Source organism: Actinoplanes sp. NPDC023714 (assembly GCF_040639855.1).
Taxonomy (GTDB): domain Bacteria; phylum Actinomycetota; class Actinomycetes; order Mycobacteriales; family Micromonosporaceae; genus Actinoplanes.
Genome location: NZ_JBFAAR010000007.1, coordinates 384,535 through 409,755, shown reverse-complemented (window position 1 = coordinate 409,755; position 25,221 = coordinate 384,535). Strand labels below are relative to the sequence as shown.

The 25,221-nt window shown below is 71.2% G+C and carries 24 protein-coding genes; 15 read left to right on the top strand and 9 right to left on the bottom strand.

The window, feature by feature from the left end:
- The first annotated feature begins 49 nt into the window (after positions 1-49).
- Together AB0G10_RS29860 and recQ are read left to right on the top strand one after the other, a co-directional pair.
- Entirely contained in the window at positions 50-1,966 is a 1,917-nt protein-coding gene (locus AB0G10_RS29860) for a SpoIIE family protein phosphatase (protein ID WP_360928945.1), read from the top strand.
- A 51-nt stretch (positions 1,967-2,017) separates the two neighbouring features.
- Complete coding sequence (gene recQ, locus AB0G10_RS29855) at positions 2,018-4,063, top strand: DNA helicase RecQ (protein WP_360928942.1); 2,046 nt, start codon at positions 2,018-2,020, stop codon at positions 4,061-4,063.
- 63 nt (positions 4,064-4,126) lie between these two features.
- On the opposite strand, the gene AB0G10_RS29850 is transcribed toward recQ, so the two are convergent.
- Positions 4,127-4,762 (bottom strand): YceI family protein, encoded by a 636-nt coding sequence (locus tag AB0G10_RS29850; RefSeq protein WP_360929017.1) that lies wholly within the window; start codon positions 4,760-4,762, stop codon positions 4,127-4,129.
- Positions 4,763-5,325: 563 nt separating this feature from the next.
- On the opposite strand from AB0G10_RS29850, the gene AB0G10_RS29845 reads away from it, so the two are divergent.
- On the top strand, positions 5,326-5,745 hold the full coding sequence (locus AB0G10_RS29845; RefSeq protein WP_360928939.1) for a DUF4259 domain-containing protein: 420 nt from the start codon (positions 5,326-5,328) through the stop codon (positions 5,743-5,745).
- Between the two features lie 389 nt (positions 5,746-6,134).
- Here AB0G10_RS29845 and AB0G10_RS29840 read toward each other — a convergent pair whose 3' ends face one another.
- Entirely contained in the window at positions 6,135-6,539 is a 405-nt protein-coding gene (locus AB0G10_RS29840) for a VOC family protein (RefSeq protein WP_360928936.1), read from the bottom strand.
- 184 nt (positions 6,540-6,723) lie between these two features.
- Positions 6,724-9,402, bottom strand: coding sequence for a pyruvate, phosphate dikinase (gene ppdK, locus AB0G10_RS29835; protein WP_360928933.1), 2,679 nt, complete (start codon positions 9,400-9,402; stop codon positions 6,724-6,726).
- Positions 9,403-9,627: 225 nt separating this feature from the next.
- On the opposite strand from ppdK, the gene AB0G10_RS29830 reads away from it, so the two are divergent.
- Together AB0G10_RS29830 and AB0G10_RS29825 are read left to right on the top strand one after the other, a co-directional pair.
- Positions 9,628-10,149, top strand: coding sequence for a hypothetical protein (locus AB0G10_RS29830; protein WP_360928930.1), 522 nt, complete (start codon positions 9,628-9,630; stop codon positions 10,147-10,149).
- On the top strand, positions 10,146-11,252 hold the full coding sequence (locus AB0G10_RS29825) for an MAB_1171c family putative transporter (protein WP_360928927.1): 1,107 nt from the start codon (positions 10,146-10,148) through the stop codon (positions 11,250-11,252). The genes AB0G10_RS29830 and AB0G10_RS29825 overlap by 4 nt, the downstream gene beginning before the upstream one ends.
- Here the strand turns inward: AB0G10_RS29825 and AB0G10_RS29820 are convergent.
- Entirely contained in the window at positions 11,203-11,610 is a 408-nt protein-coding gene (locus tag AB0G10_RS29820; protein ID WP_360928924.1) for a helix-turn-helix domain-containing protein, read from the bottom strand. The genes AB0G10_RS29825 and AB0G10_RS29820 overlap by 50 nt on opposite strands.
- 337 nt (positions 11,611-11,947) lie before the next feature.
- Complete coding sequence (locus AB0G10_RS29815; protein WP_360928921.1) at positions 11,948-12,646, bottom strand: hypothetical protein; 699 nt, start codon at positions 12,644-12,646, stop codon at positions 11,948-11,950.
- A gap of 193 nt (positions 12,647-12,839) precedes the next feature.
- Here AB0G10_RS29815 and AB0G10_RS29810 point away from each other — a divergent pair, with 193 nt between their 5' ends.
- From AB0G10_RS29810 to AB0G10_RS29795, 4 genes are all read left to right on the top strand, one after another.
- Positions 12,840-14,285: an FAD-linked oxidase C-terminal domain-containing protein gene (locus AB0G10_RS29810; RefSeq protein ID WP_360928917.1), complete on the top strand. Its 1,446-nt coding sequence runs from the start codon at positions 12,840-12,842 to the stop codon at positions 14,283-14,285.
- Entirely contained in the window at positions 14,286-15,428 is a 1,143-nt protein-coding gene (locus AB0G10_RS29805; RefSeq protein WP_360928914.1) for an FAD-binding oxidoreductase, read from the top strand.
- Between the two features lie 19 nt (positions 15,429-15,447).
- On the top strand, positions 15,448-16,821 hold the full coding sequence (locus AB0G10_RS29800; protein ID WP_360928911.1) for a heterodisulfide reductase-related iron-sulfur binding cluster: 1,374 nt from the start codon (positions 15,448-15,450) through the stop codon (positions 16,819-16,821).
- Positions 16,822-17,173: 352 nt separating this feature from the next.
- Positions 17,174-18,310, top strand: a complete 1,137-nt coding sequence (locus AB0G10_RS29795) for a cellulose binding domain-containing protein (RefSeq protein WP_360928908.1) — start codon at positions 17,174-17,176, stop codon at positions 18,308-18,310.
- Here the strand turns inward: AB0G10_RS29795 and AB0G10_RS29790 are convergent.
- The gene (locus AB0G10_RS29790; protein WP_360928905.1) at positions 18,296-18,430 is read right to left on the bottom strand and encodes a hypothetical protein; all 135 of its coding nucleotides are present in this window, start codon (positions 18,428-18,430) and stop codon (positions 18,296-18,298) included. The two genes, AB0G10_RS29795 and AB0G10_RS29790, sit on opposite strands and share 15 nt — an antisense overlap.
- A 69-nt stretch (positions 18,431-18,499) precedes the next feature.
- Between AB0G10_RS29790 and AB0G10_RS29785 the strand changes: the two genes are divergently transcribed.
- Positions 18,500-19,393 (top strand): IclR family transcriptional regulator C-terminal domain-containing protein, encoded by an 894-nt coding sequence (locus AB0G10_RS29785; protein WP_360928902.1) that lies wholly within the window; start codon positions 18,500-18,502, stop codon positions 19,391-19,393.
- Here AB0G10_RS29785 and AB0G10_RS29780 read toward each other — a convergent pair.
- The 3 genes from AB0G10_RS29780 to AB0G10_RS29770 are packed head-to-tail and all read right to left on the bottom strand — an operon-like array spanning position 19,380 to position 22,057.
- Complete coding sequence (locus AB0G10_RS29780) at positions 19,380-20,033, bottom strand: iron-sulfur cluster assembly protein (RefSeq protein ID WP_360928899.1); 654 nt, start codon at positions 20,031-20,033, stop codon at positions 19,380-19,382. The genes AB0G10_RS29785 and AB0G10_RS29780 overlap by 14 nt on opposite strands.
- Positions 20,030-21,052, bottom strand: coding sequence for an amidohydrolase family protein (locus AB0G10_RS29775; protein ID WP_360928896.1), 1,023 nt, complete (start codon positions 21,050-21,052; stop codon positions 20,030-20,032). The genes AB0G10_RS29780 and AB0G10_RS29775 overlap by 4 nt, the downstream gene beginning before the upstream one ends.
- Positions 21,053-21,067: 15 nt before the next feature.
- Positions 21,068-22,057 carry an NAD(P)-dependent alcohol dehydrogenase gene (locus AB0G10_RS29770; protein ID WP_360928893.1) on the bottom strand — a complete coding sequence of 330 codons (990 nt, stop codon included), beginning with the start codon at positions 22,055-22,057 and terminating at the stop codon, positions 21,068-21,070.
- A gap of 105 nt (positions 22,058-22,162) precedes the next feature.
- Here AB0G10_RS29770 and AB0G10_RS29765 point away from each other — a divergent pair, with 105 nt between their 5' ends.
- Genes AB0G10_RS29765 through AB0G10_RS29745 form a run of 5 tightly spaced genes read left to right on the top strand, consistent with a single transcriptional unit; the run spans position 22,163 to position 25,218 of the window.
- Positions 22,163-22,594: a DUF1801 domain-containing protein gene (locus tag AB0G10_RS29765; RefSeq protein ID WP_360928890.1), complete on the top strand. Its 432-nt coding sequence runs from the start codon at positions 22,163-22,165 to the stop codon at positions 22,592-22,594.
- A gap of 29 nt (positions 22,595-22,623) precedes the next feature.
- Complete coding sequence (locus tag AB0G10_RS29760) at positions 22,624-22,917, top strand: hypothetical protein (protein ID WP_127553147.1); 294 nt, start codon at positions 22,624-22,626, stop codon at positions 22,915-22,917.
- Positions 22,918-22,955: 38 nt separating this feature from the next.
- Complete coding sequence (smpB, locus tag AB0G10_RS29755; protein ID WP_360928887.1) at positions 22,956-23,435, top strand: SsrA-binding protein SmpB; 480 nt, start codon at positions 22,956-22,958, stop codon at positions 23,433-23,435.
- Positions 23,436-23,444: 9 nt separating this feature from the next.
- The gene (locus tag AB0G10_RS29750) at positions 23,445-24,464 is read left to right on the top strand and encodes an LLM class flavin-dependent oxidoreductase (protein WP_360928884.1); all 1,020 of its coding nucleotides are present in this window, start codon (positions 23,445-23,447) and stop codon (positions 24,462-24,464) included.
- A gap of 10 nt (positions 24,465-24,474) precedes the next feature.
- On the top strand, positions 24,475-25,218 hold the full coding sequence (locus AB0G10_RS29745; RefSeq protein ID WP_360928881.1) for an alanyl-tRNA editing protein: 744 nt from the start codon (positions 24,475-24,477) through the stop codon (positions 25,216-25,218).
- Positions 25,219-25,221: the final 3 nt, after the last annotated feature.

Below are 25,221 nucleotides of genomic sequence, written 5' to 3'. Positions count from 1 at the left end.
CTCCGGCGCCTTCTGGCGCGGGCTCCGGCACGATGGGATGGTGACGGGCGTGAACCTTCCGGGAGCAAGCGAGCTCGACGCGATGCTCGCCGCCGTCGATCAGCTTCCCTTCATCGTCGCCGTGTGCGAAGGACCGGACCTGTCGCTGGTGGCGTGCAACGCGGCCACCCGCGCGGCCCTGCCCGGGCGGGAGGTCATCGGCCGGCCGGTCCGCGAGGTCATCGCCGACCTGGCCGGTCAGCAGTGGGTCGACGCGTACTACGAGGTCTACCGGACCGGCGAGCCGGTCAACGGACGGCAGTGGCGGACGCACGTCAGGCAGCCGGACGGCACGGTCCACGAGATGTACGCGACGTTCACGATCGTGCCGTGGCGGAACGCCGACGGCAGCCTGAAAGGTGTGATCGGGGCCGGCTTCGACGTCACCGAGCTGGCCCGCACCCGGCTCGCCGCCGAGGCCGAGGCGGACCGGCTGCGCCGCCGCTACGAGCAGAGCCGCGACGTGATCACCGCGTTGCAGCGGGAGCTGCTGCCGTCCGGGCTGCCGGTGCTGCCCGGTCTCCAGGTGGCGGCGAGCTACCTGCTGGCCGACGCGGACACCGCGGCCGGCGGCGACTGGTTCGACGCGGTGTCCCGCCCGGACGGTCAGGTCGCGCTCGTGGTCGGTGACGTGGTCGGGCACGGCGTCGCCGCGTCCGGGGTGATGGGGCAGCTCCGGGCCGTCCTGCAGGAGCGCCTCGACGCCGGGGCGGGCGTCGCCGAGGCGCTCGCCGCGGCCGACCGGCTCGCGCACCGGGTGCGGGCCGCGCACGCGGCCACCGTCTGTCTCGTGCTGCTCGACCCGGCGACGGGCGAGGTGTCGTACTGCACGGCCGGGCATCCGCCACCACTCGTGGTCTCGGCCACCGGGGCGACGCGCTTTCTGCCCGGCACCGGCGGGGTGCCGCTCGCCACCGGCGGCACATTCCCGGTCCGGCAGGCCCGGCTCGAGGCCGGTGACCTGCTGCTGCTCTACAGCGACGGGATCCTGGAGCGGCCGGGGGCGGGACCGGACAGCGCCGGGGAGCTCGCGCAGGTGGCCGCCGACGCGGCAGCCGGCCGGGCGCTGCACGACCCGTCCGCGACCGCCGCCGAGCGGGTCTGCACGCAGACCGTCGAACTGCTGGTACGTGCCGGTGGACACGCCGACGACATCACCCTGCTGGCCGCTCAGCGCGTTCCCCCCGTACCCGAGCTGGCTCTTGATCTTCCGGCGGAGCCGGCGGCGTTGCGGGGAGCGCGCATCGAGATCGCGAGCTGGCTGGCCGGCGCTGGGGCCGCCGAGCAGGACGTCTTCGTGTTGCAGCACGCCCTCGGCGAACTCGCCACCAACGCGATCGAGCATGCTTTCGGGGGCGAGTTCGGCAAGGACGTCATCGAGATGCGGCTGACGCTCACGCCGGACGGGCAGGTCGAGGCGACGGTCTCGGATCACGGCGGCTGGCGGGTGCCGGAACGCCGGCCCACCCGGGGACGCGGCCTGGCCCTCACGGCCCAGCTCGTGCAGAGTCTGCGCGTCGAGCCCGGGCCGCACGGCACCGTCGCGACCGTCCGGCATCCGCTGGTGAGGCCGGCCCGGCTGCTGGCGAGCTTCGACGACCGGGCGCCGGAGCCGATGCGGGCGAACGAGCTGATGATCACCGAGCTTCCCGGTGGGGACGAGGCAAGGGTACGCCTGACCGGCCCGATCGACACCTCCTCCGCCGTGCAGGCCCGTCAGGAGTTGTTGCGCCGGAGTCGTGGCGGCACCGTGCCGATGACGGTGGACCTCTCCGGAGTGACACATCTGGCCAGCGCCGGCGTATCCGCTCTGCATCTGGTGGCCGAGAGCCACCGGGACGACGCGGCGCTCACGCTGGTGGCGCGGCCCGGGAGCCCGGCCCGGAAGATCCTCGATCTCGTCGGACTGGCCGGCGTCACGCCCTAGGTTGTCCACAGGCACGCGCGAATTGTCGGGGGACCTCTCTACTATCGCGGGGTGACTTCGGCTCTCCCCCTCTCCGTGTCAGACGCCACCGACGCCCTCAACCGGGTCTTCGGCTACCCATCGTTCCGCGGGCAGCAGGGCGAGATCGTCGAGCACGTGATCGCCGGCGGCGACGCCCTGGTCCTGATGCCGACCGGCGGCGGCAAGTCGCTGTGCTACCAGATCCCGGCGCTGGTCCGGCCCGGCACCGGCGTGGTGATCTCGCCGCTCATCGCGCTCATGCAGGACCAGGTCGACGCGTTGAAGACCTTGGGCGTACGCGCGAACTTCCTCAACTCGACCCAGGATCTCGACGAGCGCCGGCTGGTCGAGGCCGAGTTCGTGGCCGGCGAGCTCGACCTGCTCTACGTCGCTCCCGAAGGCCTCGGCACGGCCGGCGTGCAGCGCCTGCTCGACCGGGGCAAGATCTCGCTCTTCGCCATCGACGAGGCGCACTGCGTGGCGCAGTGGGGTCACGACTTCCGCCCCGACTACCTGAACCTGTCGATGCTGCACGAGCGCTGGCCCGACGTGCCGCGGATCGCGCTGACCGCGACCGCCACCCCGGCCACCCGCGACGAGATCGCGCAGCGGCTCCAGCTCACCGACGCCCGGCACTTCACCGCGAGCTTCGACCGGCCCAACATCCAATACCGGATCGTGCCGAAGAACGCGCCGTCCCGTCAGCTGCTCGACCTGCTGCGCAGCGAGCACGCCGGGCACTCCGGCATCGTCTACTGCCTCTCCCGCGCCTCGGTGGAGAAGCACGCCCAGTTCCTGGCCGACAACGGGATCCCGGCGCTGCCCTACCACGCCGGCCTCGACGCGCGCACCCGCGCCGAGAACCAGTCCCGCTTCCTCCGCGAGGACGGGCTGGTCATGGTCGCGACGATCGCTTTCGGCATGGGGATCGACAAGCCCGACGTACGCTTCGTCGCGCACCTGGACCTGCCGAAGTCGGTCGAGGGGTACTACCAGGAGACCGGGCGTGCCGGGCGGGACGGGCTGCCGTCGACGGCCTGGCTGGCGTACGGGCTGCAGGACGTGGTGCAGCTCCGCAAGATGATCGACAGCTCCGAGGGGGACGTGGCGTTCCGCCGCAACGCGCAGCGTCATCTCGACTCGATGCTGGCGCTGTGCGAGAGCGTGACGTGCCGGCGGGGGCAGCTGCTCGAGTATTTCGGCCAGTCCGGCGCTGCTGACAAATGCGACAATTGCGACACATGCCTGACGCCGCCGGAGTCGTGGGACGGCACCGTGCCGGCGCAGAAGCTGCTCTCCACCGTGTTCCGGCTGCAGAAGGAGCGCAACCAGAAGTTCGGCGCCGGGCAGTCGATCGACATCCTGATGGGCAAGCGCACCGAGAAGGTCAGCCAGTTCCGGCACGACGAGCTGACCGTCTTCGGCATCGGCGCGGACCTGCGGGAGGCGGAGTGGCGCGGCGTCGTGCGCCAGTTGCTGGCCGGCGGGTTCCTGGCCGTGCAGGGTGAATACGGGACTCTCGCGCTGACCGAGCGCAGCGGTGAGGTCCTCCGGGGCGAGCGGAAACTGATGATGCGCCGGGAGACGAACCCGGCCCGCTCCGGCTCCTCCTCGCCGCGGCAGAAGCAGGCGGCCGCGGCTCCCGCCGACTTCCCGGAATCGGCGGCGCCGCTGTTCGAACGCCTCCGGGCCTGGCGCGCCTCGGTGGCGAAGGAACAGGGGGTGCCCGCCTACGTCATCTTCCACGACGCCACGCTGCGGGCGATCGCGGTGATGGCGCCGGGCACGCTGGGGCAGCTCGGCAACGTGACGGGGGTGGGGCAGAGCAAGCTGACCAAATTCGGGGAGCAGGTGCTCGAGGTCGTCGGCGGCGCGGAAAAGGAGGACGCGGCGGGAGGCTCGGCCGCAGGAGGCTCGGCCGCGGGCGGTCCGGCAGCGGGCGGCCCGGCGGCTGCGGGCGGCGCGGTGGCTGCGGGCGGCCCGGCGGTGGCCGCACCCTCTGGCTCCTCGACGGCGCAGGCACAGCCCTTGATGGCCGACGACGACTGGGCCGGACCGGAGCCCGACTGGGACTGACAACCCCTCTTGCCTCAGCCGGGACCGGCCGCGTGCGCACGACCACCACGCGGCCGACCCCGGTCAGCTGTCGCGGATGGCTTCTCCGGCGATCTCGATCCGGACCTTCTTGCCGACCAGGACCCCGCCGCTCTCCAGCAGGACGTTCCAGACCAGGCCGTAGTCCTCGCGGTCGAACTCGGCCGTGGCGCTGAAACCGAAGATGTCCCGGCCGTAGGGGTCGCGCCGCGCGCCGCCGAACTCCATGTTCAGGTTGATCGGCCGGGTGACGTCCTTGATCGTCAGCAGGCCGCTCACCACGAACCGGCCGGACGCCCGGGTCGCCGCCGACGGCAGGTCGGACGGGGCGTTGTTCCGGCGGGCGAGCGGGTTGTTGCGCAGCCGCGCCCACTGGAAGATCGGGTCGTTCTCCGCCTCCCACTTGATGCCGGTGCTGCGGAACTCCAGGGTCCGGTAGCGCTCGACGTCGAGGAAGTCGGGGCTGGACAGGTGCGTGTCCCGCTCCGGGTTGTGCGTGTTGATGCTGCCCGCGCGGATACTCGCGGTCACCTGCGACTGCAGCGGATCCTCGGCCACGTGGATCGAGGCGCTGCCCTCGGCGAACTCACCGCGGATCGGGCTGACCATCATGTGCTGGGCCTGGAACCCGATCCTCTTGTGGGCCTCGTCCAGTGTGTACACGCCGGGATCCGGAATCATCAGGCCGTTCCACTCCCGGATCGGCCGGTCGACGTTCACGTAGCCCTCCCCCTCCGGCACTTGCTCCCCCTCCAGCAGTAAACGGCGCCGTGGAGATCCACGGACGCGGCGGCGCCCGAGCCCACCAGCTCGCACGACCACGGGATTTCGCGGCCGAGTCTAGGCTCCACGTTGATCAAAGGTGGTCCCCGAGGAATACATTTCGTGTCCGCCGACACAGGGCGGCTCACGTCCCGGTTCCCGCCTTTGGCCCGTTTTGATCACGTTCTCGATCACTGCTCAACAAAGCCTTGAGCTGCGCAAACAAAGATCGGGACAGTCATGCCCGACAATCGTTGAGACCCTCATGGGTACGTGTGTCAGAAGCTCGACACCGGCCCCGGCAGTCACGAAACGTGACCATCATCTCTTTCAGATTTGCATGAAGTTCTCAGGATAGGCCACGGTACGGACGGGTAGGAACACAGACGGTCCACCCATCAACAGGTCCCCTGTGGTCACCCGGCCCGGGGCGGCGCTCATATGATCTTCTGACCGGCGGAGCGAGCAGCGGAGGACGGACGATGGGAACCTGGGACTTCGGACCCTTCGACAACGACAGCGCCGCCGACTGGTGCGGCGACCTCCAGGACGCCGACCCGGCCCGCCGCATCGAGCTGATCCGGGACACGCTGACCGAGGTGCTGCACGAGGGCGAGTACCTGGACAGCCACGAGGGTTCGGCCGCCGTGGCCGCGGCCGCTGTGATCGCCTCACAGCTGCCGGGCGGTTCGCCGCTCACGTCGGCATACGCACCGGACTTCCTGAAGGCGAAGGACGGCGCGCTGGAGATCCCCGCCGACCTCCCGCCCCTGGCGCTGCGCGCGCTGGACCGCGTGGCCGGCGACGACTCCGAATGGCGCGACCTCTGGGAGGACGGCCTGCCCAAGGCCCTCACCGCCCTCCACCCGATCCGCGAAACCCTCCAATCCGCCGCCGAATAACCAGTCATCGATCACCAGTCCACCCACCCAGGGAACGCCCGGCAACGCAGAGGCGCCTCGGCGAAGAGGCAGGCGAGGCGAGGAAGCCAGACGCGCCCGGCCGAGGAAGGCCCGCCCGAGGGAAGGCCCGCCCAAGGGAAGGCCCGCCCAAGGGAAGGCACGCCCAAGGGAAGGCACGCCCAAGGGAAGGCACGCCCAAGGGAAGGCACGCCCAAGGGAAGGCACGCCCGAGGGAAGGCACGCCCGCCCCAAGCGGCGCGCCCGCCAAGGCGAAGCCGGCCACGCGGGAAACACCGGCCGGGGAAGGCCCGCCCGCCCACGGGAAGGCACGCCCGGCCGAGGAAGCACGCCCGCCCAGGAGAGGGCCCGCCCGGCCGGCCCCGGCGGCGTCAACCGGCCACGTTGACCATCCAGGGGACTCCGAAGCGGTCGATCAGGTGGCCGAACTCGTCGCCCCACATCTGTTTCTCCAGCGGCACCTTCACGGTGCCGCCCTCGGCCAGCCGAGCCCACGCCTCGCGCAGGCCGTCGCCCGCGTCGCCGCTCAGGCTCACCGTGATGGTGTCGCCGGGGTTCCACTCCATGCCGGGCGGGGTGTCGGAGGCCATCAGCGTGTAGCCCTGCGGCGTCTCGAGCTGCGCATGCATGATCTTGTCTTGGAAGCCGGGGTCGGGCATGCCGAACTCGCCGAACGTGGAGACGGTCAGCTCGCCGCCGAAGATGTCGCGGTAGAACTGCACGGCCTCGCGCGCGTTGCCGTTGAAGGACAGGTAGGGATTCAGTCGAGAAGTCATGCCCCGGACGCTAGACCCGCCCTCCGACACTTTCCGCCCGATCGACGCGTCTCCACCCGGCCGATACCGGCGCCATTGACAGGCATGTGCACAGACGACCGAATGACGACGAACCGCCCGCCCCTATTTGCGCGACAAGAGAGCAAATAGGGGAAGGCGGCCGTCGATGAAGAGTCGATCGCAATCAGCGGTGGTCCGAACCCTCCGATTCGATCGCCGCGCGACCCGCCTCGATGCGCGCGATCGGCACCCGGAACGGCGAGCAGGACACGTAGTCGAGGCCGACCTCGTGGAAGAAGTGCACCGAGTCCGGGTCCCCGCCGTGCTCGCCGCAGACCCCCAGCTTCAGCCCGGGACGCGCCGCGCGGCCCTCCTCCGCGGCGATCCGCACGAGCCGGCCCACGCCGTCCGCGTCGATCGACTCGAACGGTGAGATGCCGAAGATGCCCAGTTCCAGGTAGCGCCAGAAGAACGCGCCCTCGACGTCGTCGCGGGAGAAGCCCCAGGCCATCTGGGTGAGGTCGTTGGTGCCGAAGGAGAAGAACTCGGCCGCCTCGGCGATCTGGCCGGCCGTGAGCGCGGCCCGCGGCACCTCGATCATCGTGCCGATCAGGATCTCCACCCCGGAATCGGCGACGATCGAGTCGATGATCTTCGAGGCCTCCGCGCGTACGGTCTCCAGCTCCTGCACCGCGCCGACCAGCGGAACCATGATCTCGGGTCGCGGCTTGCCGCCCTCGGCGGCGAGCGCGACCGCCGCCTCCGCGATGGCACGCACCTGCATCGCGAAGAGGCCCGGGATGACCAACCCCAGGCGTACGCCGCGAAGACCGAGCATCGGGTTCTGCTCGTGCATCCGCCGCACCGCCGCCAGCAGCTGCTCGTCGTGCTCCACCCGCTGGCCGTGCTCGTGCTGGACCGCCACCTTCACGGCGAGCTCCTCCAGCGACGGCAGGAACTCGTGCAGCGGCGGGTCGATCAGCCGCACGGTGACCGGGAGGCCGTTCATCTCCCGGAAGATGTCCAGGAAGTCGGCGCGCTGCAGCGGCAGCAGGGCGGCCAGGGCGTCCTCGCGCTCCGCCTCGGTCCGCGCCAGGATCAGCCGTTCCACCAGCTCACGGCGGTCGCCGAGGAACATGTGCTCGGTCCGGCAGAGCCCGATGCCCTGCGCGCCGAACCGCCGGGCGCGGGCCGCGTCGGCGCCCGTGTCGGCGTTCGTGCGCACGTGCAGCCGGCGCTTCGAGTCGGCGTGCGTGATGATCCGGTGCACCGCCGCGACCAGCGGATCGTTGGCCTGCGCCGGGTCGAGGTCGCCCTCGAAGTACTGCACCACCTCGCTCGGCCGCACCGGCACCTCGCCGAGGTAGACCCGGCCGGTGGTGCCGTCGATGGAGACGACGTCGCCCTCGTTCACGGTCTGCGCGCCGACGGTGAACGACGACGCCGAGACCTCGATGTCGTCGGCGCCGCAGACGCAGGTCTTGCCCATCCCGCGGGCCACCACGGCGGCGTGCGAGGTCTTGCCACCGCGGCTGGTCAGGATGCCCTGGGCGGCGATCATGCCGGGCAGGTCGTCCGGGTTGGTCTCGCGCCGGACCAGGATGACCGGCTTGCCCTCGGCCGCCACCTCGACGGCCCGGGCGGCGGTGAACACCACCTCGCCGTAGGCAGCGCCCGGCGAGGCGCCGACCCCGCGGGTGATGGAGGCCGGTTCGGAAGAAAGGTCGAAGCGCGGGAACATCAGCTGCGCGAGCTGGGCCCCGCTGACCCGCACGAGCGCCTCGTCGAGGTCGATGACCCCCTCGTCGACCAGCTGGTTCGCGATCGTGAAGGCGGCCGCCGCGGTCCGCTTGCCGACCCGGGTCTGCAGCATCCAGAGCTTGCCGCGCTCGATCGTGAACTCGATGTCGCACAGGTCGCGGTAGTGCCCCTCGAGCGTCGCCATGATCTGCATGAGCTCGTCGTAGGACTTCTTGTCGAGGCGTTCCAGATCGGCGAGCGAGAGCGTGTTGCGGATGCCGGCCACGACGTCCTCGCCCTGCGCATTGGAGAGGTAGTCGCCGTAGACGCCCTGCTCACCGGTGGCCGGGTCGCGGGTGAAGGCCACGCCGGTGCCGGAGTCGGCGCCCAGGTTGCCGAAGACCATGGCGACCACGTTGACGGCGGTGCCCAGATCGGCCGGGATGCGCTCCTGGCGGCGGTAGAGCACGGCGCGGTCGGCGTTCCACGAGCGGAAGACGGCCGCGATGGCGAGGTCGAGCTGCTCACGCGGATTCTGCGGGAAGTCGTGGCCCGTGTGTTTCACGAACACCTTTTTGTACGCGGTGACGAGTCCCCGCAGGTCATCGGCGTCGAGCTGGACGTCGTCCTGGACGCCCTTCGCCACCTTCGCCTCGTGCAGCGCGTCCTCGAACTCGTGGCCCGGCACCTCGCAGACGGTCTTGCCGAACATCTGGATGAGGCGGCGGTAGGAGTCCCAGGCGAACCGGTCGTTGCCGCCGGCCTGCCGGGACAGCCCGTCCACCGACTCGTCGTTGAGCCCGACGTTGAGGACCGTCTCCATCATGCCGGGCATCGAGAACTTGGCGCCCGAGCGGACCGAGACGAGCAGCGGGTCGGCCGGGTCGCCGAGACGCCGGCCCATGTCCCGTTCCAGGGTGGCGAGGTGCTCGTCGATCTCGGCGCCGAGACCGTCGACGTGCGTGCCGCTCTTGAGGAATTCCTGGCACGCCTCAGTGGTGATGGTGAATCCGGGCGGGACGGGCAGGCCGAGGTTCGTCATCTCCGCGAGATTGGCGCCCTTGCCACCGAGAAGGTCTTTGAGGTCCTTGTTTCCCTCATGGAAGTCGTAGACGAACTTCATGCCGCACCCACCTCCGGTTAAGAATCCGCGGCCGAAGTGGTTCCTGCCCCGGGATTCGTAAGGCTAAGCACGCCGAGAGTGAATAGTTAACAGTCCCGTGGCTTTTTCCACACCCCCGCGAAGAACCCTGATCGGATCACGCTCTCTCCGCGCAGATACGCGCAAGCCGGGCCGGCGACCAAGGTCGGTTACGCGGACCGCGCGGTGCGAGGTAGCGTTCCCCCAATGGGGCCGGCGACACTGAAGCAACGGTTGCGGGGCATCCGGGTGCCCGATCCGTTCGACCTCGATCTGTTCTGCGCCGAGGTGGCCGCCTCGCGCGGGCGCCCGCTGCACCGGCAGCCCCTCGCGGGCCTGGGCCCGGGCACGCCCTGCGGCCTCTATCTCGGCCTGCCCACGGCCGACTACGTCTTCTACGACCCGGAGACCTCGCCGCTGCACGCCGAGCACATCGTGCTGCACGAGATCGCCCACATGCTCTGCGGCCACGGGCAGAAGACCGGCAACCCCGACCTGGCCGCCCAGCTCTTCCCCGACCTCGACCCCTCGATGATCAGTCGCATGCTGGGCCGCGCCGCGTACTCCACCGACCAGGAGCGCGAGGCCGAGATGCTGGCCTCGATGATCCGTACGACGCGGGGGCCGTCGACGGCGCACGACCCGGACGCGGGCCGGATGTTCGGCAACGCGACGCTCGGCACCGCCGTGAACCGGATAGCCGACGCGCTGGGCGCGACGGGCACGTGATCGCCTCCGCCGCCGTCACCGTGCTGCTCTGGGTGACCGTGCTGGCCCGGCTGCCCAACCTCCGGCGCACCGATTCACCCGGAATGGGACGGCAGCGGCTGCTCTGGGCGAACCTGCTCTTCTGCGCCCTCGCCGCGAGCATCGCGCTGCCGGCGCTCGCCGGTGACCGGCCGGTGCCGGCCGCCGCCCACCTGTGCGCCCTGGTCGCCGCCCAGTTGCTGCTCAGCTTCGTCTGCCTGGTGACCGGAACCGGGCGGCCGTGGGTGCAGTGGTCGCTCACCGGCGCCATGATGACCGTCATGGTGGTCTCCGCCGTGCCGGAGACGCCGGATGATCCGTTCCGGTCACCCGCGGCGACCGAGGTGACTTACTGGGCGGTCTTCCACGGATACCTCGCGTTCCTCATGCTGCTGAACGCCCGGGCCTGCACGATCATCGGCCGGGCCGCGCCCGCCGGGTACGTCCGCCGCGGGATCCTGACGATGGGCAACGGCATCCTGCTGATCGCGCTCTACGCCCTGGTCAAGACGCTGCTGATCGGCGCGTGGGCGCTCTTCCCGGTACGGCTGGATCTGACCGCCTGGGAGCCGTGGCTCGTGACGGCGCGGACCGCCGGCGCGCTGCTCTACCTCTTCGGCGGCGCGGTGCCGGCCGCCGCGCTGCTCGGGCCGGTGCTCGCGGCGTACCGGTCGCTGATCGTGCTGCGTCCGCTGTGGAGCGCCATGCGGACCGCGTTCCCCGAGGTGGTGCTGATGCCGCCGGCCCGGGCCGCGCTCCCGCTGACCGGGGTGGGCGGCGTCCGGCTGCGCCTCTACCGCCGGGTCATCGAGATCCGGGACGGCCTGCTGGCGCTGCGCCCCTACCTCCCGGCCGGCTGCCCCGAGCGGGTCGGGGACCCGGCCGTCGAGGCGCAGCGGATCCTGGTGGCGCTCCGCCAGCGGGAGACCGGACTGCCGCCGGACGGGACGCCGGGCCGCTGGGCGCCGGTCGGGCCGAGCATGGACGACGAGGTGGCCTGGCTGTCGCAGGTGAGCAGGGCGTACCGGAAGGGCCTCAGCCGTCCGGATGCTCGGACTCCCAGACCTTCCGGATCGCCTCGGTGATGGCCTTCCGCCCGTCCGGGGAGACGTCGGCGGCGCGCAGCGCGATCTCGGTGACCCCGGCCCCGCTCAGCGACCGCAGCAGCTCCAGCTGAGCGTCGACGCGGCGGGTCACCTCGTCGTCGATGAAGTACGCCACCGGGACGCCGAAGTAGTGGGCCAGCGCTGTCAGATGCTGAACGGTCGGGTTGTCCCGGCGGCCGGTGCGCAGCTGCCAGATGTAGGTGTGCGAGATCGCCACGCCCTGGCCGGTCCGGATCGCCTCGGCCACGGTCATGTAGCTCGGCTCCGGGCGGCTCGTGGCGCGGAAGAGCCGGTCCAGCTTCCCCGCGATCGAGAAGACCCCTTCTGCACCGGACACTCCGCACCACTCCCCCGCCGGCCCACTGTTGGACCTTCCGACACAACGCACCTCATGACCGACCATGAGCAGCAGTGACGTCCCCGGAGGAACCAGGAACGACTGATGCACATCCCCCGATGCAGGCCGGCCATAAACTGAGGTTGATGGGCCGACCAGAAGCTTAGGCCATCACCGAACCATGCTCAAGAAAGTTCACCGGGTCGGTTGAGTCCGCATCGGACAGTCGGCCGACGGCGCCGGGAAGATCCGGAAAATAAGGGCGCCGCTGTGAATTCCACGGGGGAAGAACTCACAACGGCGCATGGCGAACGATAGACCACTGCGGTGCTCGTGTCTATCCCACCCGCTGGACGACCGAGCCGACCAGCTTCTGCCAGTCCGCCTCGAAGTTCGGCGAGGCGCTCGCGTTGTCCAGGCGATAGATCGCGTACGTGTCCACGAGCACCACGTTGCGACTGGTCAGCACGGCCACCGCGGTGTCCGCCGTGCCGGGGTGGGCGGCCTCGTACTTCTTGTGCCGCACGATCACGAACCCGGACCAGCCGCCCTCGTCGAGATCGCGCACCTCGACGGTCTCGGCGTACGCCGGCTCGTTGCGGTCCGCCGTCACGGTGGCCGGCACCTCGGCCGACTTCGGGCACTGGTCGGCCACGGTCCGCAGCAGCGACTGCCCGGCCTGCGCCGACGCGGCGTCCGGGTAGACGAGCGCGGTCTGGTGCAGCGTCTGCGCGCCGGTCTGCCCCTCGTCGGCGAGCGACGCCGAAACGAGCTCGGCGCCGGGCGGGATCTCCGGCGGCGTCGTGGTGCCGCCGCAGAAGCTGACCAGCTGCGCCGGCGCGGCGCTCTCCTCGGGCGCGGCCCAGGTCGGCCCGACCTCGGAGGCCTGGAGGAACGCGCCGCGCATGGTGGTCACGCTGACCAGGCCGCCGTCCGGGCCGGGATCCGGCTCGCCGGACGAGCTGCAACCGGCCACGACGGCGAGAGCGCACGCGGCGGCGAGAAGGACACGGGGAGCCCGGCCAGTCACGAACATCGGGCCATCTTGACAGACCGTAGCCGCCAAGCGAAAAGCATCGACGCTGAGTGATCCCCTGAACACCGCTCGCCGCCGTGGCCGGCGCGCGCCGATCTCACGCCTCGGGCGCACCCGTCGCGCCCGGCCTTAATCACCGTTAGCGTGACGGGAGGGCGGTGTCATCGGCGACCGGCCGCCCGGGAGGCCCACCATGGGAATCGATGTGCTCGCCGCGCGCCTGCGGGCGCGGATCGGCGCCGAGCGGGTGCTCACCGACCGGCAGCAGCTGCGGACGTACGAATGCGACGGCCTGGCCCACTACAAGGTCGTCCCCGCCCTGGTGGTGCTCGCCGGCACCGAGGACCACGTCGCCACGGCGGTTCGCGAGTGCGCCGCCGCCCGGGTGCCGTTCGTGGCGCGCGGATCCGGGACCGGGCTGAGCGGTGGCGCCCTCCCGCACGCCGACGGTGTGCTGATCGTGACGTCGCAGCTGCGCGAGATCGCCGACCTGCGCCCCGAGGACGAGCGGGCCGTGGTCCAGCCCGGAGTGATCAACCTGCAGGTCACCAAGGCCGCGACGCCGCACGGCTACTACTACGCGCCCGACCCGTCCAGCCAGCAGATCTGCTCGATCGGCGGCAACGTCGCGGAGAACTCCGGCGGCGCGCACTGCCTCAAGTACGGCTTCACCACCAACCACGTGACCGGGCTGCGGGTGGTCGCCCCGGACGGCGAGGTGGTCCGGCTGGGCGGTCTGGCGCCGGACACCCCCGGGTACGACCTGCTCGGCGCGTTCGTCGGCTCCGAGGGGACGCTCGGGGTCGCCACCGAGGTGACGGTGAAGCTGACCCGGCTGCCGGAGACGGTCCGCACGCTGCTGGCCGCCTTCGGCTCGACCGACCACGCCGGCGCGGCCACCTCGGCGATCATCGCGGCCGGGGTGGTGCCGGCCGCGATCGAGATGATGGACGCGCTCTCCATCGAGGCGGCCGAGTCGGCGGTGCACTGCGACTACCCGGCCGGCGCCGGCGCCGTGCTGATCGTCGAGCTGGACGGACCGGCCGCCGAGGTGGAGGCGCAGTTCGGCGAGGTGACCCGGCTCTGCGAGGAGGCCGGCGCGTTCGAGCTGCGGGTGGCCGCCGACGACGCGGAACGGCAGCTGATCTGGCGGGGCCGCAAGTCGGCGTTCGCGGCGGTCGGCCGGATCAGCCCGGACTACATCGTGCAGGACGGGGTGATCCCGCGGACCGCGCTGCCCGTGGTGCTGCGCCGGATCAACGAGGTGGCCGGCGAGCACGGGGTGCGGGTCGCGAACGTCTTCCACGCGGGCGACGGCAACCTGCACCCGCTCGTGCTCTTCGACGACGCGGTGCCGGGCGAGGCCGAGCGCGCCGCGACGGTGTCCGGGGCGATCCTCGACCTCTGCATCGAGTACGGCGGTTCGATCACCGGGGAGCACGGGGTCGGCGTGGACAAGGCCCGGTACATGCCGCGGATGTTCAGCGACACCGACCTGGAGACGATGCACCTGGTCCGGTGCGCGTTCGACCCGGCCAACCTGGCTAACCCCGGCAAGGTCTTCCCGACGCCCCGGCTCTGCGGTGAGCGGCCGGGCGGTCGTACCCATGAGGCTTTTCCGGGTGTGGAGGTGTTCTGAGTGTCGGCTCTGGACGATCTCGCGGTGAAGGCCGGCGACGACGACGTGGTCGGTGGCGTCCCGGCCCGGCTCGTCGCGGCGCCGGCGAGCACCGAGGAGGCAGCCGCCCTGATCGCCGCCTCGGCCGGCCTCACCGTGGTGATCCGCGGCGGCGGCACGAAACTGGACTGGGGCACGCCGCCCCGCGACCTCGACCTGATCATCGACACCCGCCGGCTCAGCGGGGTGGTCGAGCACGCGGCCGGTGACCTGATCACCGTGGTCCGGGCCGGGACGCCGATGGCCGAGCTGCACGCGCTGCCCGGCCAGCAGCTCGCGCTCGACGCCCCGGCCGCGGCGACGGCGGGCGGGACGGTCGCCGCGAACGCGAGCGGCCCGCGCCGGCTGCGCTACGGGACGGCCCGGGACCTGCTCATCGGGATCACCGTGGTCCGCCCGGACGGCCGGGTCGCGAAGGCGGGCGGCAAGGTCGTGAAGAACGTGGCCGGCTACGACCTGGGCAAGCTCTACACCGGTTCCTTCGGAACCCTGGGGCTGATCACCGAGTGCGTCTTCCGCCTGCACCCGGTTCCGGCAGCGACATCATTCGTACGGGCGGTAGCGCCACCGGGGGCGGCCGCCCGCATCCTCGCCGGGCAGTTCGCGGCGAGCGGGCTCGAGGTGCACGCCGCGCCCGGCGCCGACCCGGAGCTCGCGGTGCTGCTCGAAGGCACCGCCGCCGGCGTCCGGGACCGGGCCCTCGAGATCGCCCGGCTGCTCGACGGCGAGGTGTCCGCCGAGCCGCCGCCGTGGTGGGGCGCCACCCCGCCCGGCTCGGTCCTGGTCAAGCTGACCGGCGTGCTGTCGCAGGTGCCGGCCCTGGTCGCGACGGCCGTGGGCGCGGGCGCGACGGTCACCGGCTCGGCCGGCGCCGGGGTCCTCTACGCGGGCTTCACGTGCGATCCGCACGGCCGGGTCGAGCTGCTCCGGGCCGCCGCGGTCCGGGCCGGCGGGCACGCCGTGGTGCTGACCGCGCCGGACGACGTCCGGGACACCCTGGACATCTGGGGCCCGGTGCCGGGGCTCGCCCTGATGCGCCGGGTGAAGGACCAGTTCGATCCCGCGCACCGGTTCGCGCCGGGGCGCTTCGCCGGTGGAATCTGATCATCGAAGGGCGCTTGCTATGGCCGATGTGGACGCCACTCACGGGACCGGCAATCCGCCCGACGCCCTGCGCGCCGCGGAGAACGGTGGCCGGACCGCCTTCGACGACGACCGGCCGCCGAGTGCCGGCCTCGTGTCGGACTGCGTGCACTGCGGGTTCTGCCTGACGACCTGCCCGACGTACACGCTCTGGGGCGAGGAGATGGACTCGCCGCGCGGCCGCATCCACCTGATCGGCCAGGGCCTCTCCGGCGAACCGCTCAGCGACTCGATGGTCGGCCACTTCGACAACTGCCTCGGCTGCATGGCGTGCGTGACCGCCTGCCCGTCCGGCGTGAAGTACGACCGCCTCATCGAGGACACCCGCGCCCAGATCGAGCGCCGGCACCCGCGCACGGGACGCGACCGCGCCCTGCGATCCGCGATCTTCGCGCTCTTCCCCTACCCGCGCCGGCTCCGTCTGCTGCGATGGCCGCTCACCGCGTACCAGAGAAGTGGCCTGCAGCGACTCGTAGGCCGCACCGGCCTCCTGGAACGACTGGCACCCACCCTCGCCACCCTGGAAAGCCTCGCGCCCCGCCTGCGCCCGGTGCCTCCGCCGCCGCGCCGCGTCGCGGCACGCGGCGCGAAGAGGGCCGTCGTGGGCATGCTGACCGGCTGCGTGCAATCCGCGTTCTTCCCCGAGGTCAATGCCGCAACGGTACGAGTCCTCGCGGCCGAAGGATGCGACGTCCTCATCCCCGCGGGTCAGGGGTGCTGCGGCGCGCTCAGCACCCACAACGGCCGGCGCGCCGAGGCCCAGCGCTTCGCCCGCCGGCTGATCACCGTCTTCGAGTCGACCGGCATGGACTACTTCGTGGTCAACGCGGCCGGCTGCGGCTCCTCCCTGAAGGAGTACGGCGACCTGCTCGCCGACGACCCGGCCTACGCCTCCCGGGCCGCCGCCTTCGCGGCCAAGGTCCGCGACCTGGCCGAACTCCTCGTCGAACTCGGCCCGGTCGCCACCCGCCACCCCCTCCCGGTCGCGGTCGCCTACCACGACGCCTGCCACCTCGGCCACGCCCAGGGGATCACGGCGCAGCCGCGCGCCCTGCTCGCTGGCATCCCCGGCCTCTCCACGCTCCCGATCAGCGAGCCGGAGATCTGCTGTGGCTCGGCCGGCGTCTGGAACGTCCTCAACCCCGCCCCCGCCGCCGAACTCGGCGACCGCAAGGCGTCGGCGGTCCTCGCCACCGGCGCATCCCTCCTGGTCACCGCCAATCCCGGCTGCCTCATGCAGGTGGCGGCGGCGGTCCGGCGGCGCGGGGGGTCGATAGCGCTGGCGCATACGGCGGAGGTCCTCGACGCCTCGATCCGGGGTCTGCCCGTGTCCTCCCTGCTGGGGCGTTCCTAGGTCTTCGGGGCTGGTTGCCGGCGCGGGGCCGCGGGCGGTCCCGGCCGTAGCGCGGCGTCGGCCGTAGCGCGGCGTCGGCTGTACCAGGGAGCGGCAAAACGGGCGCGCACCCGACCTTGGCGTACAGCCACGGGCGGTGGCCGCACCGGAGAGCGACAAATCGGGCACGCACACGACCCCGGCGTACAGCCACGCCCCGCGGCTGCACAGGAGAGCGACAAAACGGGCACAAACACGACCCCGGCGTGCAGCCGGGGGTCGGGCTTAGCCCTCCCCGGCGCCGGGGTTTTTCTCGACGCATTGATGTGGGTTAATGGGAGCGCTCCCAACTCTCCCCGATTGGAGATCCCCCATGCATTCACGGAGACTGGTGGTCCTCGCCAGTGCCACCGCTGTGCTCGCCGGCGGGCTCGCGGCCGTCGCCACGCGCGCCGACGCGGCTGCCGGGTGTTCGGTGAAGTATGCCGTGTCCAGTCAGTGGCCCGGCGGCTTCGGCGCGAACGTCGAGGTCACGAACCTCGGCGATCCGCTCGCGTCGTGGTCGCTGACCTGGTCGTTCGGGGCCGGACAGACGATCACGCAGCTGTGGGGCGGGACCGTCGCGCAGTCCGGGGCCGCGGTCACCGTCAAGAATGCCGCCTGGAACGGTTCCGTCGCCACCGGCGGGTCCGCCTCGTTCGGCTTCAACGGGTCGTGGACCGGGTCGAACCCGGCGCCGGCGGGCTTCGCGCTCAACGGCGTGGCCTGCACCGGCGGGGTGACCCCGTCCGGATCGCCGAGCGGCAGCGCGAGCCCCAGCACGTCACCGAGCACGAGTCCCAGCCCGAGCACGAGTCCCAGCGCGAGCACCAGCCCCAGCCCGAGCACCAGCAATCCGCCGACCGGCGGGCCCACGAAGATCATGGCGCTCGGTGACTCGATCACCGGCTCGCCCGGCTGCTGGCGCGCCCTGCTCTGGCAGAAGCTGCCGGCCGCCGCGGTGGACTTCGTCGGCACGCTGCCGGCCCAGGGGTGCGGCTTCGCCTACGACGGGGAGAACGAGGGGCACGGCGGGTATCTCGCCACCAACGTCGCCAGTCAGAATCTGCTGCCGGGCTGGCTCGCGGCCACCGACCCGGACGTCGTGATGATGCACTTCGGCACGAACGACGCGTGGAGCAACCTGTCCACCGCGACGATCCTGAACGCGTACACCACCCTGGTCGGCCAGATGCGCGCCAGCAACCCGAACATGAGGATCCTGGTCGCCCAGATCATCCCGCTGAACCCGCCCACCTGCACGGACTGCGGGCAGCGCGTGGTCAACCTGAACGCGGCGATCCCCGGGTGGGCCGCCGGCCTCTCCACCGCCGCGTCCCCGATCACGGTCGTCGACCAGTGGACCGGCTTCGACACGGCGACGGACACCTACGACGGCGTGCACCCGAACAGCGCGGGCGATGCCAAGATCGCGAACAGGTGGTACCCGTACGTGTCAGCCCTTCTCTGATCCTCCGGGCCGGACCGCCATCTCTCCCGGCTCGGACCAGTCCGCTTGATCGATGGACTGGCTGACGATGCGAGGGGTGGCGGCCGGCTTGATCAGGAACTCGGCGGTTATGAAGATCATCGTTGATCAGCTTTCGCGCTATCCGGTCGGACGGTTCCCCGCGGCCGGGAACCGCAGCACGCTGGGGGCATGACCGGCAGGAACACCGGCGTTCTGCAGTCCGTCGAGCGGGCGATGCGCGTCCTCGACCACGTCGCCGCGGCGGGCGGGCCGGTCGCGGCCCGGGAGGTGGCCCGCGATCTGGGTCTGACGCTGCCCACCACCTACCACCTTCTCACCACGCTGGTGACCGGCGGCTATCTCGTCCACCTCCCGGAGCGGCGGGCCTACGCGCTCGGCCACCGCCTCGACGATCTGGCCCGGGCGCTGCACCGGCAGATCGCGGTGCCGCCCGGGGTGTGCCGGGTCGCCGCCGTGGTGCACCGGGAGGCGCACGCGGCGGCCTACTACGCGAGCCTCCGCAACGCCGAGATGATCGTGGCGCACGTCGACGAATGCCCGGAGCACCCGCGGATCCGTACCCTCGGGGTGGGTTTTCACGAAGCTCCTCATGCGACCGCCTTCGGCAAGCTGATGCTCGCCACGCTGGCGCCGGCCGACCGCGATGCGGTGCTGGACCGGACCGGGACTCCCGCCGTCACCGCCTCCACGGTGACCGATAGGGATCTCTTGGAAAGGCAACTTCATCAGGTACGGGGTACCGGCCTCGCCGTCGAGGTGAACGAGTTCCAGCCGGAGCTGTCCTGCATGGCCGCGCCGGTGAACGACGCGGCCGGCCGGTTCGTCGGCGCCGTCGCGGTCTCCCTGCCGACGGCCCGGATGCGCGCGGACCGCTGGTCGGTGGAGCGCGTCGTCCGGCTCGGCGCGGTGCGGGCGAGCCGGGCCGTGGCGCTCGAGACCGCAACCCGGACCGGCCGGGCCGCAGCGCTCGAGACCGCGACCCGGACCGGCCGGGCCGTGGCTCCGGAGACCGCGGCGCGATCCGGCCGGACCACGGGAAACGGCCGGCTCAGGAACGGCTGACGCCATATCTCGTCGCCAGCAGGCCCCGGCAGAGCTCGGCGTTCCCGTCGACGCTCACGCGTACCGTGCGGGCCGAGCGCAACCACCCACCCAGATCCTCCGCCGCGATCGGCGCGCCCCGGTCGTCGCAGATCGCGTGATCACTGACCAGGCCGAGACGCTCCCGGCGCCGGGCCACCGCCGCGGCCGCGTCCGGCGCGAGCCGGGACGCCTCGGCCAGGGTGAGCCCGCCGAGACGGTCGCCGGCGAGCGGCATCAGCTGCCGGGCGAGCCGCTCCTGCGCCGCCGTGTGCGCCTTGCGGTCGAACGCCGAGCGCAGTTCCGCCAGATCGCCGTCCTGACCATCCGTCTGAAAGTGATCAGCGAAGGCGGCCGCTGAGTTGATCTCCGAGGCGGCGAAGTGGTCCACCAGGGTCACGGTGACCGGGCCCGCGCCCGGGATCGCGGCGAGCGCGTCCCGGGCGTCGGCGACCATGAGCCAGGCGAAGTTCGGCGCGCAGAAGTACGTCGGCAGCCGCAGCTCCACCCGGATCCCGTCGTCACCGGCGTCGAGCGCCGCCACGAAGCCCAGGTCGGTGATCGGCTGATCGAGCTCCGGATCACGGACGTCCGCCAGCGCCCGCCAGGCGAGATCCCTCATGCCGCGGTCCCGGACGCGATCGCCGGCCCGGAGTCGACCGGCTCGTCCGGCACGTCGAATTCGCCGGGCACCTTGATGTCGTAGAGGCGGGCGGCGTTCAGGCCCAATATCTTCCGTTTGATCTGCGGGGTGAGGACGCCGTACTCGCCCTGCATGTCGTCCGGGATCTGGAACGCGGCGAACTTCTCGATCAGCCATTTCGGCTGCCAGATCGCATAGTCGCTGCCGAACAGGATGCGGTTCTCGTCGAGCCAGTAGAGCAGCTCGCCGATGATCTGCGCGAAATATCGGGGACGGCTGTGGATGAACGGCATGGCGACGGCGAGGCCCCCGTACACATTGGGCTCCTGAGTCGCTATCCAGCAGAAGTCCTCGAGACGCGGGAGCCCGACATGTTCGACGATGAAGTTGAGCCCCGGGAATGCGGTGGCGGCGTCGTCCACGTCGGCCACGTCGAAGGCGTCCCGGTTCATCGGGTAGACGGTCGGGCCCTTGTGCACGTGGATGTTGCGGATGCCCAGCTCCTGGCACTTCTCGAGGTATCGGTAGGACCACGGGTCGGACAGTTTCCAGCCCTTCGAGTCGCCTTTCCACTCGGCGGTGTAGAGCTTCACGCCGCGCAGTTGCCAGCGTTCGTGCAGCCGTTCCAGCTCGCCGATCCCGGCCTCGCCGTCGCGCGGATCCCAGCGGCCGTTCACGATGAACCGGCCGGGGTGGCGCTCGGCCATCCGGCCGTTCTGCTCGGTCGTGTTGAAGCCGTTCACGTACCAGTCGGTCAGATAGGTGGACTGCAGGATCGCGACGTCGTCGTAGCCGTTCTCGAACAGGTCGCGGATCATGCGCTCCTCGCTGTACCGCTCGAACTCCTCGAGCGGCCATTTGTACTCGTCCGGCGAGAGGTTCGAGTGGTAGTCGTGGAAGCATTTGATGAAGCCCTCGCCGTACCGGTTGATCTGATTGGCGGGGCTGCCGTCCCAGAAATGGGTGTGCGCGTCGACGACGAAGTAATTCTGATACATTCTCGGGCCCCTTTCTCACGGTACGAGGATCGCCCTGCCCGCCAGCCGTCCGGTCTCGAGGTCGTCGATCGCCTCGTTGACCGCGGCGAGCGGGTAGGACCTCGTGTGCAGGGTGACCCGGCCCTGCGCGGTGAGCGTCATCAGCTCGTCGAGGTCGGTGTAGGAGCCGACCAGGTTGCCGACGATGTTGCGCTCGGTGGAGATCAGGTCGATGGTCGGGATGTTCACCGCGCCGCCGTACCCGATCACGTAGTAGCTGCCGGCCCGCCGCGTCATCGCCAGCCCGGCCCGCTCGGAGCCCTGCTCGCCGACGAAGTCGAGCACGACGTGGGCCTGGCCCGGGAAGGAGTCGGTCACCTCGTGCGCGCCCAGCTCCCGGGCCAGCGCGCGGGCCCGCTCGCTCGGGTCGACGACGATCACCCGGGCCGCGGTCATGGCGAGCAGGCACTGGATGCCGATGTGCCCGAGACCGCCGGCGCCGATCACGACGCAGGTGGTGCCGGGGTGCAGCAGCGGCACGGCCTTGCGGACCGCGTGGTAGGCGGTGAGCCCGGCGTCGGCGAGCGCGGCCACCGCGGCCGGCTCCAGGCCGGGCGCCAGCTTCACCACGGCGCGGGCGTTGGTGAGCAGCAGGTCGGCCATCCCGCCGTCGCAGTCGATGCCGGGGAACCGCGAGTTCTCGCAGTGCACGTCGTCGCCGCGCCGGCACGGCCGGCACAGCCCGCAGGTCGCCAGCGGATGCAGGATCACCGCGTCCCCGGCGGCCACATCGGTGACGGCGGCGCCCGTCTCGCGCACCCAGCCCGCGTTCTCGTGACCGATCGTGTACGGCAGCCGCACCCCCGACTTCTCCGCCCACTGCCCCTCGGCGATGTGCAGATCCGTACGGCACAGACCGGCCGCCCCCACCTGCACGAGCACGTCGAACGGCCCGGTCACCCGGGGTTCCGGCACCTCGTCGACGCTCGGCCGCTTCCCGTAGGAGTGAACCCGGACAGCCTTCATCCGCCTCTCCCTTCACTGAGAGTCCCTCTCCGGAGGACTCTGCGTGAGGGGAAAGCGGCACGTGAAGAACGCGTTCAGACTGTGACAACGGCCTATGGTGTACGAATGGCGGAGCCGAAGACCTCGCGGACCGGGCAGAGCGTGGCGGCGTTCCTGGCCGCCGTCCCCGATCCGGTGCGCCGCGCCGACACGCAGGCGGCGGCCGCGCTGATCCAGGAGGTGACCGGGGCCGAGCCGGTCATGTGGGGATCGTCGATCGTCGGGTTCGGGGTCTACCACTACCGCTATGCGACCGGCCGGGAGGGCGACTGGCCGGCGGTCGGGCTGTCGCCCCGCAAGCAGGCCCTCACGCTCTACCTGTCGGCGGGCTTCGCCTCGTACGCGGACCTGCTCGCCCGCCTCGGGCCGCACCGCACCGGGAAGTCGTGTCTTCTCCTCAAGCGCCTCGCCGACGTCGACCAGGACGTGCTGCGGGAGCTCGTGGCGGCGGGTTACGAGCACCTGAACGGTGAAACGGTGATCTCCGACGGGGTGTAGGTGTCCGAACCGGACGGCATAATCATCCGGTGGACAATTGGGAATACGCGCGGCTCGAGTACCGCGCGGCGGGCTCGCTGGGATCCGACCGCTTCATGGACTGGACGGCGACGTTCCACCATCCCGGCGGCGTGCTGCGCTGGGGGACGGACGAGCGCTTCGACGACATCCGGCATCTGAACCGGGCCGGGGCGGCCGGCTGGCAGGCCTACGACCGGTCGGTGATCCACGTGATGGGCGAGCCGCACCGGCTGTCCAGCGTCACGTACTCGATGCGCCGCCCCATCCCGGTCGACCCGCCCGCCGTGCCCGGGGTGTCCTGAGGAACCGTGAAATCTCCGGGTGGCTCTAAAATCTCCGGGTGGCCAAGGAGACCGGGACCAAGCTGATCACCTCGAACAAGAAGGCGCGTCACGACTACGCGATCCTCAAGACGTACGAGGCGGGTCTCGTGCTGGCCGGCACCGAGGTCAAGTCGCTGCGCCTGGGCCGCGTGTCACTCGTGGACACGTTCGCCCAGGAGCACAACGGCGAGCTCATGCTCTACGGGCTGCACATCGCGGAGTACGGCTTCGGCAGCTGGACCAACCACTCGCCGCGCCGCACCCGCAAGCTGCTGCTGCACAAGGACGAGATCATCAAGATCCTCAACAAGCTGAACGAGGGGTCCGGTCTCACCCTGGTGCCGCTGTCGCTCTACTTCAAGGACGGCTGGGCCAAGGTCGAGCTCGGTCTGGCGCGCGGCCTCAAATCGTACGATAAACGGCAGGTCATGGCGAAACGCGACGCCGAGAAGGAGATCGCGAGGGAGATGGGCCGCCGCCTCAAGGGCCGCCGCTAGGCTCGGGGCGTGGAATTCGGTCTTGACACCTTCGGCGACGTCACCGTCGGCGAGGACGGTAAACCCCTCCCCTACGCACAGGTCATCCGCAACGTCGTCGAGCAGGCGGTGCTGGCCGACCGGGTCGGCGTCGACGCGTTCGGCGTCGGTGAGCACCACCGCGACGACTACGCGATCTCCTCGCCGGAGATCGTGCTCGCGGCCATCGCCGCGAAGACCGAGCGGGTCAAGCTCGGCACGGCGGTCACGGTTCTGAGTTCCGACGATCCGGTACGGGTGTTCGAACGGTTCGCGACGCTCGACGCCGTCTCCGGCGGCCGCTCCGAGATCATCCTCGGTCGCGGCTCGTTCACCGAGTCGTTCCCGCTGTTCGGCTTCGACCTCACCGACTACGAGCAGCTCTTCTCGGAGAAGCTCGACCTGATGTCGCACCTGCTCACCGAGGAGCCGGTGACCTGGCAGGGCTCGGTCCGGCCGCCTCTCAAGGATCAACAGGTCTACCCGAAGACCGAGTCCGGCCGCATCCACGCGTCGATCGGCGTCGGCGGCAGCCCCGAGTCGGTGGTCCGCGCCGCCCAGTACGGCCTCCCGCTGGTCCTCGCGATCATCGGTGGCGAGCCGGCCCGGTTCGCGCCCTACGTCGACCTCTACCACCGCGCCCTCAAGGAGCTGGACCAACCGGAGCAGCCGGTCTCGGTGCACTGCCCGGGCTTCGTCGCGGAGACCGACGAGGAGGCGATCGAGGTCCTCTGGCCGCACGCCCGGCGGATGCTGGACCGGCTCGGCCGCGAGCGCGGCTGGCCCCGGACCAGCAAGGACCGCTTCGTCGCCGACATCACCGAGGGCGCCTGGCACGTCGGCTCACCGGAGACGGTGGCCCGGAAGATCGCCTCGACGGTCCAGGCGCTGGGCATCCAGCGGTTCGACCTCAAGTACGCGCACGGCACGCTGCCGCACGACCGCCTCATGACGTGCGTCGAGCTCTACGGCACGCAGGTGATCCCGCGGGTGAGGGAGTTGCTGGCCTAGAGTTCGGTTCATGACCGAACGTCTGGACTGGGCCGATCCGACGGTACGCGAGTGGGACTGCACGGTGGTGTGGTCGGATCCGGGCGATCCCGAGGCGGGGATCGTCCTGGACCGCTCGGCGTTCTACCCGGGCGGCGGCGGGCAGCCGCCGGACCACGGGGTGCTGCTCTGGGAGGGCGTCCAGACCCGGATCGTGGACGCCCGCCGCTCTCCGGACGAGCTCTATCTGCTGCCGGCGCCGGGCGACCCGGTGCCGGCGGCCGGCACCACGGTGCGCGGGGCGATCGACGACGCGCGGCGCAGCAGCCTCATGCGCACCCACTCCGGGCTGCACATCCTCTGCGGGACGGTGTTCCGCGACTTCGGCGCACTGGTGACCGGCGGCAACATGCAGCCCGGCGAGGCGCGGATGGACTTCAACCTGCCCGAGGTGCCGCAAGCCAAATCGGGCAAGCCCTGGAAACAGGCCCTCGAAGACGCCGTGAACGCGGAGATCGCCGCGGACCGGAAGATCGTGGCGAGGGTGCTGCCACGCGAGGAGGCGCTCGCGATCCCGACGCTGGTACGCACCCAGGACGCGCTGCCGCCGCTGGAGAGCCCGGAGATCCGGGTCATCGACATCGTGGGCCTGGACGTCCAGGCCGACGGCGGCACCCACGTGGCGTCCACGAAGCAGGTGGGCCGCGTCGAGGTCGTGAAGGTGGAGAGCAAGGGCCGCCAGAACCGCCGCGTCCGCATCAGGCTCACGGACTGAGCC

Excerpts from the sequence above, each read along its gene's own strand:
- AB0G10_RS29845 (WP_360928939.1), top strand. The coding sequence starts at position 5,326 with ATGGGAACCTGGGACTTCGGACCCTTCGACAACGACAGCGCCGCCGAC.
- ppdK (WP_360928933.1), bottom strand. The coding sequence starts at position 9,402 with ATGAAGTTCGTCTACGACTTCCATGAGGGAAACAAGGACCTCAAAGAC.
- AB0G10_RS29770 (WP_360928893.1), bottom strand. The coding sequence starts at position 22,057 with ATGAAGGCTGTCCGGGTTCACTCCTACGGGAAGCGGCCGAGCGTCGAC.
- AB0G10_RS29840 (WP_360928936.1), bottom strand. The coding sequence starts at position 6,539 with ATGACTTCTCGACTGAATCCCTACCTGTCCTTCAACGGCAACGCGCGC.
- AB0G10_RS29775 (WP_360928896.1), bottom strand. The coding sequence starts at position 21,052 with ATGTATCAGAATTACTTCGTCGTCGACGCGCACACCCATTTCTGGGAC.
- AB0G10_RS29795 (WP_360928908.1), top strand. The coding sequence starts at position 17,174 with ATGCATTCACGGAGACTGGTGGTCCTCGCCAGTGCCACCGCTGTGCTC.
- AB0G10_RS29815 (WP_360928921.1), bottom strand. The coding sequence starts at position 12,646 with ATGTTCGTGACTGGCCGGGCTCCCCGTGTCCTTCTCGCCGCCGCGTGC.
- AB0G10_RS29785 (WP_360928902.1), top strand. The coding sequence starts at position 18,500 with ATGACCGGCAGGAACACCGGCGTTCTGCAGTCCGTCGAGCGGGCGATG.
- AB0G10_RS29810 (WP_360928917.1), top strand. The coding sequence starts at position 12,840 with ATGGGAATCGATGTGCTCGCCGCGCGCCTGCGGGCGCGGATCGGCGCC.
- AB0G10_RS29780 (WP_360928899.1), bottom strand. The coding sequence starts at position 20,033 with ATGAGGGATCTCGCCTGGCGGGCGCTGGCGGACGTCCGTGATCCGGAG.
- AB0G10_RS29765 (WP_360928890.1), top strand. The coding sequence starts at position 22,163 with ATGGCGGAGCCGAAGACCTCGCGGACCGGGCAGAGCGTGGCGGCGTTC.
- AB0G10_RS29850 (WP_360929017.1), bottom strand. The coding sequence starts at position 4,762 with ATGATTCCGGATCCCGGCGTGTACACACTGGACGAGGCCCACAAGAGG.
- AB0G10_RS29800 (WP_360928911.1), top strand. The coding sequence starts at position 15,448 with ATGGCCGATGTGGACGCCACTCACGGGACCGGCAATCCGCCCGACGCC.
- AB0G10_RS29745 (WP_360928881.1), top strand. The coding sequence starts at position 24,475 with ATGACCGAACGTCTGGACTGGGCCGATCCGACGGTACGCGAGTGGGAC.
- AB0G10_RS29790 (WP_360928905.1), bottom strand. The coding sequence starts at position 18,430 with ATGATCTTCATAACCGCCGAGTTCCTGATCAAGCCGGCCGCCACCCCT.
- AB0G10_RS29830 (WP_360928930.1), top strand. The coding sequence starts at position 9,628 with ATGGGGCCGGCGACACTGAAGCAACGGTTGCGGGGCATCCGGGTGCCC.